General features: G+C 26.0%; 14 protein-coding genes. All 14 read right to left on the bottom strand.

The annotated features are described in order from the left end of the window. Positions 1-5: 5 nt before the first annotated feature. The 14 genes from BTO04_RS01825 to BTO04_RS01760 are packed head-to-tail and all read right to left on the bottom strand — an operon-like array spanning position 6 to position 13,155. Positions 6-842: a GNAT family N-acetyltransferase gene (locus tag BTO04_RS01825; RefSeq protein ID WP_087562870.1), complete on the bottom strand. Its 837-nt coding sequence runs from the start codon at positions 840-842 to the stop codon at positions 6-8. Continuing rightward, positions 832-1,746 (bottom strand): polysaccharide deacetylase family protein, encoded by a 915-nt coding sequence (locus tag BTO04_RS01820; protein WP_087562869.1) that lies wholly within the window; start codon positions 1,744-1,746, stop codon positions 832-834. Before BTO04_RS01820 ends, BTO04_RS01825 begins: the two co-directional genes overlap by 11 nt. Positions 1,747-1,752: 6 nt before the next feature. Further along, positions 1,753-2,409 (bottom strand): acylneuraminate cytidylyltransferase family protein, encoded by a 657-nt coding sequence (locus BTO04_RS01815; protein ID WP_087562868.1) that lies wholly within the window; start codon positions 2,407-2,409, stop codon positions 1,753-1,755. After that, a complete protein-coding gene (gene neuC / locus BTO04_RS01810; protein WP_232455928.1) occupies positions 2,410-3,540 on the bottom strand; it encodes a UDP-N-acetylglucosamine 2-epimerase in 1,131 nt (376 codons plus the stop codon). Continuing rightward, on the bottom strand, positions 3,533-4,573 hold the full coding sequence (gene neuB, locus BTO04_RS01805) for an N-acetylneuraminate synthase (RefSeq protein WP_087562866.1): 1,041 nt from the start codon (positions 4,571-4,573) through the stop codon (positions 3,533-3,535). Before neuB ends, neuC begins: the two co-directional genes overlap by 8 nt. Positions 4,574-4,582: 9 nt before the next feature. Next, positions 4,583-5,485, bottom strand: coding sequence for a glycosyltransferase family 2 protein (locus tag BTO04_RS01800; RefSeq protein ID WP_087562865.1), 903 nt, complete (start codon positions 5,483-5,485; stop codon positions 4,583-4,585). 1 nt (position 5,486) lies between these two features. Continuing rightward, positions 5,487-6,506 (bottom strand): glycosyltransferase family A protein, encoded by a 1,020-nt coding sequence (locus BTO04_RS01795; protein WP_087562864.1) that lies wholly within the window; start codon positions 6,504-6,506, stop codon positions 5,487-5,489. Beyond that, positions 6,503-7,435, bottom strand: coding sequence for a glycosyltransferase family 2 protein (locus BTO04_RS01790; protein WP_087562863.1), 933 nt, complete (start codon positions 7,433-7,435; stop codon positions 6,503-6,505). The genes BTO04_RS01795 and BTO04_RS01790 overlap by 4 nt, the downstream gene beginning before the upstream one ends. Before the next feature lie 22 nt (positions 7,436-7,457). After that, a complete protein-coding gene (locus BTO04_RS01785; RefSeq protein ID WP_087562862.1) occupies positions 7,458-8,378 on the bottom strand; it encodes a glycosyltransferase family 2 protein in 921 nt (306 codons plus the stop codon). 8 nt (positions 8,379-8,386) lie between these two features. Next, positions 8,387-9,277, bottom strand: coding sequence for a glycosyltransferase family 2 protein (locus tag BTO04_RS01780; protein WP_087562861.1), 891 nt, complete (start codon positions 9,275-9,277; stop codon positions 8,387-8,389). Next, positions 9,274-10,176, bottom strand: coding sequence for a glycosyltransferase (locus BTO04_RS01775; RefSeq protein ID WP_087562860.1), 903 nt, complete (start codon positions 10,174-10,176; stop codon positions 9,274-9,276). Before BTO04_RS01775 ends, BTO04_RS01780 begins: the two co-directional genes overlap by 4 nt. After that, positions 10,176-10,997: a class I SAM-dependent methyltransferase gene (locus tag BTO04_RS01770; protein WP_157662405.1), complete on the bottom strand. Its 822-nt coding sequence runs from the start codon at positions 10,995-10,997 to the stop codon at positions 10,176-10,178. Before BTO04_RS01770 ends, BTO04_RS01775 begins: the two co-directional genes overlap by 1 nt. Beyond that, positions 10,997-12,280, bottom strand: a complete 1,284-nt coding sequence (locus tag BTO04_RS01765) for an ABC transporter ATP-binding protein (RefSeq protein WP_087562858.1) — start codon at positions 12,278-12,280, stop codon at positions 10,997-10,999. The genes BTO04_RS01770 and BTO04_RS01765 overlap by 1 nt, the downstream gene beginning before the upstream one ends. Positions 12,281-12,282: 2 nt before the next feature. Beyond that, positions 12,283-13,155: an ABC transporter permease gene (locus BTO04_RS01760; RefSeq protein WP_087562857.1), complete on the bottom strand. Its 873-nt coding sequence runs from the start codon at positions 13,153-13,155 to the stop codon at positions 12,283-12,285. Positions 13,156-13,225: the final 70 nt, after the last annotated feature.

The raw sequence follows: 13,225 nt of genomic DNA, 5'->3' as shown, positions 1-13,225 counted from the left end.
AATAACTAAATACTTCCTATTCTTCCATGATCAGAATATGATCTATTAACTATAAATTTATTATCCAATGGTTTTTCTGAAAGAAAAGTTATATCACAAAAATAATCTTTTTCAATTGGGTTTAATCTCCAAGGAACTACGCTTTTATAATCTAATACCCAATTATTCTTTTCAAATTCTTTTATCTTTAAATCATTCCAAGAAGTAATATAATCTATCCAAAGAAAACCTAATTCCCATGCTTTTTTTTCAGTTAATTTTATTTCCTCTACATCTATATCTACCAACCTTAACCCTCCAACTTTTAATTGAGCAACTCCTGTTGAATTATTAATTTTCACACCATTCATTCTTGGTTGATTAAAATAATGACCTTCATTATATGAAATAGAATATAATTCAAGTTCGATAGGCAAACAAATATTTTCAGTTGTTGGGCTTTTAACTTTAGGATTAATTTTCACGTATCTCACTAAGTCATAATATCTAATCCACTTCATATTTCTATACAAACCTAAGCCTGCGTCATTTGCAGCAGTTGCTGCTAAAGGATAATATTCTCTTGCTAAATCATAAAGTTGTCTTAATACACCTTTACCTCTAAACTCTAAATCTAAATACACATTAATTATCCAAGCAATATTATTTCCAAAATTAGCCCCAACATGTCCAACTACTTCACCTATATCATTTAAGCATATAAAGGCTTTTCCTTGTTTTACATTACCATATTGCCAAACCCAAAATTTTTTATTTTGTAACGGATGATTCTCTCTATAAATTCTTTTATAAAATTTATATAATTCACCCCAATCTTCTATTGTAGCTTCTCTAATTTTCATAATTTTTCCCACCTTGTAAGTCATTACAATCAAACCTCTTTAATTTCAATAGATTATCATCTTTTAAATTTTTTCCTTTTACAGTTGTAAAACCAAATTTATGATCGGTTTCTTTTGAACAATTTATAACTTTTTTAGTAAATACTTCTTCTGAACCATAAGGATATGAAATGGTGTTTATATTTCTATTTATTATACTTTCTAAATAATTTTTTGATTCATTAATTTCATAAAACAATTCATCTTCATTAAGTTTCCCTAAATGTTTATGATTAAATGTATGATTTCCAATCATTCCTTTTTTAGACAATTCAATGATTTGATTAACATTCATATATAAATTTTCTACAACTTCTTTTTCATTAAAATAGGTGTTAAATAACTCATTAATTAGAAACTCTTTTTTTGCTTCTGAAATCAGGAAATTTAAAATATATTTTACTTCTGCCGAAGCTTTATCATCAAACCTATATATCTTATGACTCCTTTTTTTTTCTTCGTTAGAAAAAATAAATTCTAACTTATTATAAATAATTTTTAATAGTTTTTTTGGATCTATTTCAGACCTTAATAAATGAATTTCATGAATTAAAGTTACTTTTTTATTTTTAAAATTAACAGCATTTAAAAAAAAATATCCTTCTAAATCTAATTCATTTAAAATTGAATATCCATTTGTAAATTGTTCTTTTAAACCATCATCGAAAGTAATAAGATAGAAATTATCTTTTGATACTAAAATTGATTCATAATTGTTATTAAAATCAGAAATATTTAAAAAATCACCTTGACCTTTAAGTAAAACTAATTGTTTTTTAAATTGACTATTTGTCATACCAAAAATACTAGGATATTTAGTATCAAATGATTCTCTTATATAATGATAATTAACTACACTTAACATTTATTTCTATTGTTTAATATCATCAAGAGTATCTATATCTAAACTACTTTCAGTAGACATTTCAAAATGTGTTGTTTTATTTGTTAAAAGAGTTTTTTTCTTTATAAACTCCTCCTCTTCAATTATATAGATTGCACCATTTGCTTTATACGTTTTAGGCAACTCTTGTCTTGGATAAAATGGGTAGTTATTGTTTATGATTCCTTGTAAATAACCTTTCTCATCTACTTTAAATGATTTATAAGGATGATGTTCTAATTCACAAACACTTATTAATGATGTAGCTTCAGAGCTTAGTAATTTTTTAAAAGCTAAATCGATATCTTTAGATGTTCTTAAAGGAGATGTTGGTTGTAAAAGAATTAAATAATCAAATTTTATTTCTTTTAAACTTTCTAAGACATGTGTTAAAACAGGTACTGTTTTAGAGTTGTCTTGCGCTAATTCAAATGGTCTTTTTATAACTAAAACTTCTTTGTTTTTTTTAGCTTCTTTTAAAATCTCATCGTCATCTGAAGAAACAACAACATCTGTAATATATTTTGATTTTAAAGCCGCTTCAATAGTCCATTGAATTAATGGTTTTCCTAAAAAATTAATTATATTTTTTCTTGGAATCCCTTTAGATCCACCTCTTGCTGGTATAATTGCTATTACCTTCATTTATAAATCTTGAAATTGTTTTTGACAGTTCACTTGCCAAATTACATCTGATTCTAATAAATCTAAGAAAAGTTCATTACTATTTCCTTCTCCAAACTCTGTTATATCGAGATCATGTTCTGTTCTTTTAAGGTTATTGATAGTTAACAAAATTTTATCTAAATTATAGTCTACATTAATAATAGAATTTGCTCGTCCTCTATTGTTTTGTCTTGTACCAATATCTATTGTTGGTACTTTATAATAAGGTGCTTCTCTAACACCTGCGCTAGAATTACCAATTATAAACTTGGTTTCTTTTAAAAGTCTTAAAAAATATTCAAATCTTAAAGATGGGTATATTTTAAATTTAGAATTATTTTTTAACCTTTTATATTCTTCAAGAATTTCTTCTGTTCCTAAATCGTTATTTGGATAAATAACCACATAATTTTCTTCAGATTTTAATAAAGAATCTACAAATATCTTAGCACTTTTCCTTATATTTTTATAATCAGTTGTTACAGGGTGAAACATAACTATTGCGAAGTTATCAAACGGAATTTCGTAGTATTTTTTTACTATATCTAGTTTTGGTAATGAATTAGGGTTCATTAAATCTAAATCTGGTGATCCAATTACATAAATAGAGCTTTCTAACTCTCCCATTTGAATTAGTCTTTTTTTAGCTTCATAATTAGAAACCAAATGTAAATGAGATAATTTACTTACTGAATGTCTTATTAATTCATCAATTGTTCCAGAAATTTCACCTCCTTCAATATGTGCAACTAAAATGTTATTCAAACTACCAACAATTGCACCTGCAAGAGCCTCTACTCTATCTCCATGAACTAAAATTAAATCTGGTTTTTGCTCTGCAATATATTCAGAAAAACCTTGTATAGTTTTTGCTAAAGTCCTGTCCATAAATTCAGCACCAGCATGGTTTTTAAAAGTATGAATATTTTTGAATCCACTTTTGTAAATTTCATTTACAGTAGAACCATATTTTTCATCCAAATGCATTCCTGTTGCAAATATTTGAACATTAAAATGAGAGTTCTCTTGTGTAATTTTTATTAAGGATTTAAATTTCCCAAAATCTGCACGAGTTCCTGTAAGAAATACTATTTTTTTTTGATTACTCAATATCCGACCAATTTAAATGAGTGTCTGTTTCAATGTTATTTACTGCTTTTTTTCCTAAAATTTCATTATAACTTTCAGCTAAAATATTACCTGTCCCGGGTCTTTTTACCCATAAATTTTCTTTGGTAAATATTTCACCTTTTTTAATTGGATTTATAGTTACAACAGTTGCAAATGCAAAATCAATAGTAACTTGTTCTTCTTTTGCAGGTTCTTTAGTTCCTCCTCTCATTTGCCAAATTAAATCACTTCCAGTAATTAATTCCTTACAATCATTTTCATCCATGGAACAAACAATATCTGGTCCTGTTCTTTGTTTATGATCCGTAAAGTGACGTTCTAAAATTGATGCTCCTAAAGCAACAGCACCTAAGCAAGCATGATTAGTTAGTGTGTGATCTGATAAACCAAAAACATGAGTTGGAAATGCTTCTGACAATTCTTTCATTGCTCCAAAACGAACCAAATGAACAGGTGTTGGGTATAAGTTGGTTGTATGTAATAATGCTAAAGGAACATTTGCTTTTTCAAATATTTTTACGGCTACGGCAACACTTTCAATCGTATTCATACCTGTACTTAAAATTACAGGTTTTCCAAAAGTTGCAATGTGTTCTAACAATGGATAATTATTACATTCTCCCGAACCAATTTTATAGGCTGCAACATTCATTTTTTCTAATCTTTCTGATGCTGCTCGTGAGAATGGCGTAGATATAAAAATCATTCCTTTACTCTCTACATATTCTTTTAATTCAATTTCGTCTTCTTTATTTAAAGCACAACGTTTCATAATTTCATAAATTGAAACATCTGCATTACCAGGAATTACTTTTTTTGCAGCTCCACTCATCTCATCATCTACAATATGAGTTTGATGCTTTACACATTCTGCTCCTGCTCTATAAGCTGCATCAACCATTTCTTTTGCAACTTTTAAAGAACCTTCATGGTTAATACCAATCTCTGCAATTACAAATGGAGGATAATCAATTCCTATTTTTCTTCCTTGTATTTCTATATATTTATTCAATTTTTGTGTTTATTCTTCTGGTTTCCAATAAATATTCACCTCTGGTAAACGTCTAAATTTTTTATATTGACTATCTGTTAATCTTGACGAATTTCTTAAAATTTTTGGCATATGAATTATAACATCTAATATAGCTTTAAAAATTGAAAATAAAGCTTTAAAATCACCTTTAAAAACCTTGGTTTTAAGTTGAATCCATAATGTATAAAAAAATAATTTCGGTATTCTTATTATTGGATAAAACAAAAAATAAAGATACCAACCATTTCTTAATGATTTTCTATATCTAAAATAGTAATCATTATTTTTCTTTCTTTCAATTAAATCTACTCTATGATGTATTAAAATAGTTGGCAGATAATGAACTTCTAACTGGTTTTTAAATACTTGTAAAGATGCAAAGTTTTCTTCTCCGTAAAAATCAAAAAAAATTGGATAATTAGGAATACTATTCCAATTTTTTCTTCTCCAAGCATGACCGCAACCCACAAAAGAATTTACGATTTTATTTTTTTCTGAAGTTAAAGTCTTGACGGGTAATTGTTTTCCCCAAAAAATTCTAAAGGCAATTATTGCACATTTAGCATTTTTATTAAAATAATCTTCTATTTGTTCTAATGGGTTTTGACTTATAAAACTTGCATCATCATCTAGAGAAATAATAAAATTTCCTTGGGCTGTATTATTAAGTAAATTTCTATTATATAAATATCCTTTACTGGACTTATTAAAAAATAAAATATAATTGCTGTAATTTTTCCTTAAATAATCTGTAGTTCCATCAATCGAACCATCATCACAAATAATTAGCTCAACATCATCTCTTTTAATTAAAATATCTAAAGAATTTAAATTTATTATTAAATCGTTTAGTCTATTTTTTGTTGTAATTACAATTGAAAACTTAATCATATTAATAATTCTTTGTTATATCTTTAGGTAACCCTTTAAATCTTAAAAAAATTCTAAAAAAATAGGTGTTTTGAAAAATATTTCTAAATATATGATTTTTTAAATAGTGACTTAGTATTTTATTTTTTTTTGAATTATTAAAATTATATTCTAAGTTTCCGCTTTCACTTTGTATTTTATCTAATTGATTATGCATCCAATGCTCTTTAATATTCCCCATATGAAATGCTAAATTTTCATTAGTAGTTAAACGCCACAAATCTAGTTTAAGACTTGGTTTGTCTAATAATTCTCTGTCGTATTTAGGACTTAATCCATTTTCTATAATTCCATTAAAACCAATATCAATTGCTTGCTTTTTATAAGTGGCAACAAAATGCCCTGAGCCAACGACAGCTCTTAATCCGTTCTTAGAAGTTAATGTTAAAATATATTTTAAATAATTTTTATTATAATCATTTTCCCAACCAATGCTTTTATAAAAAAGCGCTAAAGATTTAGGATTTTTAACTTTTGTGAATTTTAGTTTTTTAGAGAAAAAATTATCATAAATTAAATTGAAGCTTAAACCTTTAAAAATATTAAACTGAGGCACTAAACCAACAACCGAGGCTTTAGGAAACTCATTAAAAATTTTTAGGGTTTCTTTTTGCCAATTTGACAAGAAAAGGACATCGCTATCTGCAATTGTTATTAATTTGAAATTATGTCCAGAAACTCCTTTTATAATAGCTTTATTCTTACCAATATTGCTTGTGTGAATTAACTCTTGTATTATATGCTTACTTAACATGTCGTTTAAATACGATGAAACTTCTGAGCAACTTCCATTATTTACAATGGTAATAAATGTGTTTTTTGAAGTGGTTTTTTCTAAAGAATTCAAACAAATTTTTAAAATAGAAAATACATCTTTAAAATATCCGTCAAAATTAGGAATATAGACTGGAATTACAACCTGATGATTGTATTTATCTAAATCTAACGTTTGATGTAAGGTTGGATTTTTTCCAATTCTCATTTTTTAAAAATATTAATTATAACTAATGGATTCTTAAAAAAGTTTTTAAAAATCTCAACAAATAATTTAGTGTTTACTACTATTAAAAAACCATTAATAATATAAAAAAAGGAGGCATAATTTTTATTAGAAATCATTAATTTAAAATTATAAACATACTTATTAAAAAAATGTTTTCTCAAGAACTCATTGTTTTTTAAAAAATCCTTTTTATTTTTTAAATTTATAAAAACTAAATTATTTGCTCTAATTCTAGAGTTTAAAGTCTTGTTTGAATTCTCTCCATTAATACTATTACTGTGAATTCGAAAATAATACAATATTTTTTTTAAAGGATAATAATTTGTTGAAAACATCAAAAGTCTAGAATAAAACTCCCATTCTTGCTTTCTTTGCAAAGTTTCATCAAAAAGATTCTTCTTCATTAAAAAACTTCTTCTAAATAAAGGACCGTTTGTATGAAAATTAACTTTACCTGTAATATGATCAAGTAATGGTGTTTTAGATTCGATTTGATTCCAAATAGTAAATGTATTTTCAAGTTTATTTTCAAATTCAATTCCTTCACAAACTACAAAATCAAAATCTTTGTTGGTTAGTACATTTATTTTTTCCTCTAATTTGTTAGGATGCATAACGTCATCACTGTCAAACCATTGAATGAATTCACCTTTAGAGATTTCAAAACCATAATTTCTGCAAGAATTTGCGCCTTTCTTTTTATTAGCAGGTCTAGAAACTATTTGGATTCTTTTATCTGTAAGCTGGTATTGTTTTACTACAGCTAATGTGTTATCTGTAGAACCATCATCAACAATAATACATTCCCAATTTTTATATTTTTGAACTAAAATTGAATCCAATGTCTGCTCTATTATAGCAGATCTATTAAACGAAGGCATAATAATTGACACTAAATTTTCTATCATTTCAATCAGGTTGGCTTTTCGTTTACTTTAATAAACGTAAGATAGGAAAATACTTATAAGTAAATACACTTTTCAATAAGATTGGATGTTTGGATACTATTTTTATCCAATATTTCATTCTATTTGCAAAACTTGTTTTATTAATTATATTTTGAGTCCAAATTTTTTTCCAAATTAAAATTATTCTTTTAAAAGGTATTTTTTTATAAAACATCCAATCTAATAAAGATTGGTACATAATTAAATTATTTTGTTTGTAAAGGTCTTCATCATTAAAAGAAGTATTTTTTTCATGCACACCTCTTAACGAAACTGGTGTATTAATTATGCCAGGACATAATTTTAGAACTAAAGACATTTTTAACCATAATTCTGTATCTTCAGCTACTTTTAAATTTTCATTAAATAAATTAGTTTTTAAAAGTGCATCTTTTTTAATGGTTAAGCCGATACCAGAAAAATAGCCAAAGTGTCCCATTGGCCCCATTTTTTCAAATAATTCTTCTGGGGATATTCGTTCAGAAATTGTAGTTATACTTAATTTCCTTTTATCAATTTCACTTGATTCTCTGTAAAAATGACTTCCTATTGCATTGTAAACACCATCAATTGTTTCATCCGCTGTAAATAATTTTAAATCATTTTTAAATCTGTTTGGAAGGTAAAAGTCATCTGCATCTAGAAAAGCAATATATTTAGAAGTTGTTTTTTTTATGCCAAGATTTCTGCTGGCAGATCTACCAAGATTCTTGTTTTTTTGATGACAATAGAGTTTTATACGGGAATTAGATTTCTCTTTTTCTAAACAAATATTCCTAGAATTATCAGTAGAACCGTCATCAATTAAAATAATTTCTCTTACCTCTTTTTGAATTAATGCAGAACTAATTGCTTTTTTAAGATGTTTTTCTGCATTATATATAGGTATAATAACTGAAATCATAATTTATATTATTTATTGCTTTTTAACTTTCTCACTATTCTGTAAATAATAGCCTCTTTAAAAAAAGAAAAGTTTTTTACTACAAACCAAGTATATTCTTTTTTAATTTGTAAAAAAATCCTTCTTTTAGCATTTCTTACATAAATATTAAATTGATCTTTATACATATAATTCATATGATTTTCTATTAATTTCCAACTTAATAAAAGGCTTGGTAATTTATTATAATTATATGAACTTAAACTATTTCCAGTTTTCCTATAATAAGTTAAAGTATTTCTAGTAAATTTTATTTTATTAGATTTCAAAAAAATCCTGGTAAAAAATTCGCCATCATCATTCAACGTTAATGACTCATTCCACATTCCTGCAATATCAATTAAATTTCTATTTATCATTACACACATTAGCGGTATAAAAGAATTACTTTCACCTAAATTTTCTAGTAGTCGCAAACCAGAAGTAAAGTCTTTATAGTAAGTCATATTTTTTTTAATATCGGAGTTATGTATAGATTCAGAGAATACTGCCCATTTACAAATACTACATGCGTAGGAATACTCTTTATTTAAATCTTCATATTGAGCTTTTACATTATTTTTATCAATAATATCGTCAGAATCTAAAAACTTAATAAAGCTACCTTTAGATTTTAAAATTCCTATATTTCTAGCTGAACTAGCTCCTTTTTTATCACCTTTTTTTTTTTTTATTAATTTAAATCTTGAGTCTATTTTACAATATTCTAAAACTATTTTAGAAGTATTATCTGTTGAAAAATCATCAATAATTATACACTCCCAATTTTTATATGTTTGTTTTAATACACAATCTAGAGTTTCACTAATCAAATGACCTCTATTGTATGTTGGTATAATTATAGAAACTAAGCTATTCATTGGCGATAAAAACTTATTAAAAATCTTCTAAAAAATTTAATTATGGGTAACAATTTCTTATTATTAATATATAAATTAAATAACAATTTCCATTCAGAAAATGTTAACTTTCTGTTTTTTTTTATTAAAGTTTCATAGGTCATCAATAATTCTAATTTTTGATTATTTTTTAATGACACTATTTTCTCTTTTATAAGGTAGCAATAAAATAAAATTGAAGCTTTATTTTTTAAAGTAATATTGTCCGTTTTACCTGAAATATTTATAAGCGAAGTACGAACGATCACCTTTGATTCGTTAATTGAGAAAATTTTTTTATCCTTCGAGAAATCAATCCACATTCTATCATCGCTATGCCATGCTAATGGATAATCATAAATTCCATACTTATTATAAACTTCAAAAGAAAAAATATATTCAGATAAAGTACTTCTAATTTCTTTTTTATATCTTCTATAATATGAATCAATCCCATTTTCCCAAGTTGGATGTTTTGATGGTTCTGTGAAAGTATTTTTCATTTCATTCTTTGATATAGTCGAAAAACGAATTACGTTAGATTTATTTTGAAATAAATTAAAATGTTTATACCAAGACTCTACTACTGTCTTTTCTAAATAATCATCATCTCCTAAAATCATTATCCATTCTTCATCTTCTATTAAATCAATACATCTATCCCACTGTTTTACAAGAGAGCTACTTCCTAGATTTGTCTCAAATTTCTTGTAAATTATATTTAATTTTAATGAATATTTATTTAATAGTGTTTCTGGATTTTCTGGACTAGCATCATTACCTATGTATACATTAAATTGTTGATTTCTTTGTTCTACTAAAGACTTTAATGTCTCTTCAAAAAAAGTAAGTTTATAAAATGGTATTACTATTGCCAACATTATTTGAAAAATTTTTTAAAAAAACGAAATGGTAGCATAAATATATAACCAATTCTAAATGTCAAGCTATTTTTAATATTTAATGCTAATTGTTCTTTGCTTATTTTTGTCAATTCAGATTCATGAAAAATAGATTTATGTTGTAATTTAAAATTATTATCAGAGGAAATAGATATTAAATACATAGGTGTGGCATTTTCTTCAAAAATTTTCAAATAAGAACCATTATAGAACTTGATTTCATCATCCATTTTTTCATTTTGAACAATAGAATTACCTCTTACATTTTTTTGGTTTAATAATTGCATTTTTGAAAAATTTTTAGAGATAAGCGCCTTAAATTCATCTTTATACAATTCTTTTTTATGAAATTCATTTTTAAAATTCCTAATATCTGAATAATAGTATTTATCCGGTGTAGAAATAATTGTGATGCCATCAGGTTTTAAAACTCTTTTTATTTCTATCATCATTCTATTATGCTCATCATGATGCTCTATTGTTTCAAAACTTACAACAACATCTACACTATTGTCCTCCAATGGAATCGCACTTGTAGATCCTTGCTGAAAATATAAATTACTCTTTTTATATTTTATTTTTGCTTTTTCAATAGTTTCTGTATCAATATCAACACCAAAAACATACTTAGCTTCTTCACTTAATAAGTTACTTCCATAACCTTCTCCACTTGCAATATCTAAAACTTTTTTATTTTTTACATATGTTTTAGCAATTGCATATCTATGCAAATGATCAACTGCATCTCTTGTCAAAATAAATGTCTCTAATCGTTCTCCTGTCCACTTTTTTCTATTCATTATTTCCATTTTAGCAGAGGTCTAACTAAACCTGGGAAACCACCTGAATAGTTACCTCTTGCTGAGTTGTCATTTATTTCGTCAATCACATTAAAACTAAGTATTTCCATTTTATGAAACTCTACATGAAATGGATTGTATCTCATAATTGCAAAACTACAAGTATAACTACCTTCAGCTAGAAAATTACCTGGAATTACAATTGTTTTTTTATAAATGCCTTTTTTCAGTGGCTCTTTTCTTGTTTTAGAATTTTTATCATGAGAACTAAGAATATGTATATTGTGTCCATTAAACAGATTAAAACCGCACACAAATAATTCATTCTCCTTTAAAATTTGATAAGAAAATTCAATTTGAATGTCGTTTGTTATCATATGGTTTAATGAAATTTTATTATCTATATTCAAAACTTTTGCTTCCCTTAGCTTTAAAAAGTCAGTTTTGGGACCATCTACAACGTCCCATTTTTGATTTGCAAATTGGTTATGATTTTTTAAATACTCATTAATAACTTCATCAATAACACCTTCAAATTTAGTTTCTCCGTTTTCCAAAATAACCCCTCGTGAACATAAACTTTTAACAGCAGCCATATTATGACTAACAAAAAGAACAGTTCTTCCATCTGAACTAGAAATGTCTTGCATTTTACCAATTGCTTTCTTTTGAAATTCTGCATCACCTACAGCTAAAACTTCATCTACAATTAAGATATCTGGTTCTAAATGAGCTGCAACAGCAAAAGCCAAACGAACTTTCATTCCGCTAGAATACCGTTTAACGGGTGTATCTATATAACGTGCACAACCAGAAAATTCAACAATCTCATCTAATTTAGATGAAATTTCTTTTTTTGACATTCCTAAAATAGCTCCATTTAAAAAGATATTCTCTTTCCCAGTCATTTCTGGATGAAAACCAGTACCAACTTCTAATAAAGAAGCAATCCTACCTTTAGATTTTATTGAACCTGTTGTTGGTCCTGTAACTTTAGAAAGAATTTTTAAAAGTGTTGATTTTCCTGCTCCATTTTTACCAATAATCCCTAAAACTTCTCCCCTTTTTACCTCAAAATTTATATCTTTTAAAGCCCAAACATATTCAGATTCTCCTTTAGCCCCTCTATCATTAGATTCTCCAATTTTTAAATACGGATCTTCTTTCCCACGAATTCTTGCTAAAAAACGATTAAAATCGTGACTAATTGTTCCTGTACCTACAGTTCCTAAACGATATTGTTTAGACAAATTTTCAACCTTTAAGATAACTTCTTTTTCCATATCTAAATTGTGTCTATAAAGGTTTTTTCAGTTTTATTAAAAATCAATAACCCTAAAAAGAAAACTATAATTGTAAATATAGATGTATAAAATATTCCAAAAGTTGAATAATTACCATCATTTAAAAGTATAAATCTACTAAATTCTATTAAGTGAGCTATTGGGTTTATATCAACAACCCAAGAATAATCTGTTCCTTCTTCTAAATTAATTAGCTTTTCTCTCATTAAATCTAAAGGATACATTACTGCTGACAAATACATCAATAATTGGACTCCAAAAGATACTAGAAAAGTTAAATCTCTATATTTAGTAACCATAGATGAAATTATCATCCCTAAACCTAACCCAATCATTCCCATTGCAATAATTAATAAAGGAAAAACCAAAATATATTTATTAGGCAATACATTAAATCCATTAAAATAATAATAAATATAAAAACAGATAAATATAAATATCTGAATACCAAATTTTAATAAATTAGAAACTACTATAGACATTGGCATTATTACTCTTGGAAAATATACTTTACCAAAAATTGCTTCATTCTTTTTAAAAGTGTCTGATGTTGCTATTAAACATTCCTTAAAATAATTCCAAATAGTAATACCTGCTAAATTGAATAGAAAAGGAGGCACTGAACCTGTTGATATTCCTGCAATAATATTGAAAACTAATGTGAATATTACGGAAGTGAATAAAGGCTGAATTAAATACCACAAAGGACCTAAAATTGTTTGCTTGTACAATGTAACTACATCCCTTTTTACAAATAAAAACAACAAATCTTTATATTGCCAAACTTCTTTTAAGTTTAAATCGAATAAATTATTCTTAGGCGTGATTTCAAAAAGCCACTTTTCTTTGTTCATCTATACGTATTACTGAGATAAACAAATATAAATTATTTTAAACGAATTTTTATTATTTTTCGTTGAATCC

This window comes from Polaribacter sp. SA4-10, from assembly GCF_002163835.1.
In the GTDB taxonomy this organism is placed as follows: Bacteria; Bacteroidota; Bacteroidia; order Flavobacteriales; family Flavobacteriaceae; genus Polaribacter.
This window is presented reverse-complemented; position numbering and strand designations above follow the sequence as displayed.

Bases quoted from the DNA above. Each gene is read 5' to 3' on its own strand.
- BTO04_RS01825 (WP_087562870.1), bottom strand. From the start codon at position 842: ATGAAAATTAGAGAAGCTACAATAGAAGATTGGGGTGAATTATATAAA.
- BTO04_RS01820 (WP_087562869.1), bottom strand. From the start codon at position 1,746: ATGTTAAGTGTAGTTAATTATCATTATATAAGAGAATCATTTGATACT.
- BTO04_RS01815 (WP_087562868.1), bottom strand. From the start codon at position 2,409: ATGAAGGTAATAGCAATTATACCAGCAAGAGGTGGATCTAAAGGGATT.
- BTO04_RS01800 (WP_087562865.1), bottom strand. From the start codon at position 5,485: ATGATTAAGTTTTCAATTGTAATTACAACAAAAAATAGACTAAACGAT.
- BTO04_RS01795 (WP_087562864.1), bottom strand. From the start codon at position 6,506: ATGAGAATTGGAAAAAATCCAACCTTACATCAAACGTTAGATTTAGAT.
- BTO04_RS01790 (WP_087562863.1), bottom strand. From the start codon at position 7,435: ATGATAGAAAATTTAGTGTCAATTATTATGCCTTCGTTTAATAGATCT.
- BTO04_RS01785 (WP_087562862.1), bottom strand. From the start codon at position 8,378: ATGATTTCAGTTATTATACCTATATATAATGCAGAAAAACATCTTAAA.
- BTO04_RS01780 (WP_087562861.1), bottom strand. From the start codon at position 9,277: ATGAATAGCTTAGTTTCTATAATTATACCAACATACAATAGAGGTCAT.
- BTO04_RS01775 (WP_087562860.1), bottom strand. From the start codon at position 10,176: ATGTTGGCAATAGTAATACCATTTTATAAACTTACTTTTTTTGAAGAG.
- BTO04_RS01770 (WP_157662405.1), bottom strand. From the start codon at position 10,997: ATGAATAGAAAAAAGTGGACAGGAGAACGATTAGAGACATTTATTTTG.
- BTO04_RS01765 (WP_087562858.1), bottom strand. From the start codon at position 12,280: ATGGAAAAAGAAGTTATCTTAAAGGTTGAAAATTTGTCTAAACAATAT.
- BTO04_RS01760 (WP_087562857.1), bottom strand. From the start codon at position 13,155: ATGAACAAAGAAAAGTGGCTTTTTGAAATCACGCCTAAGAATAATTTA.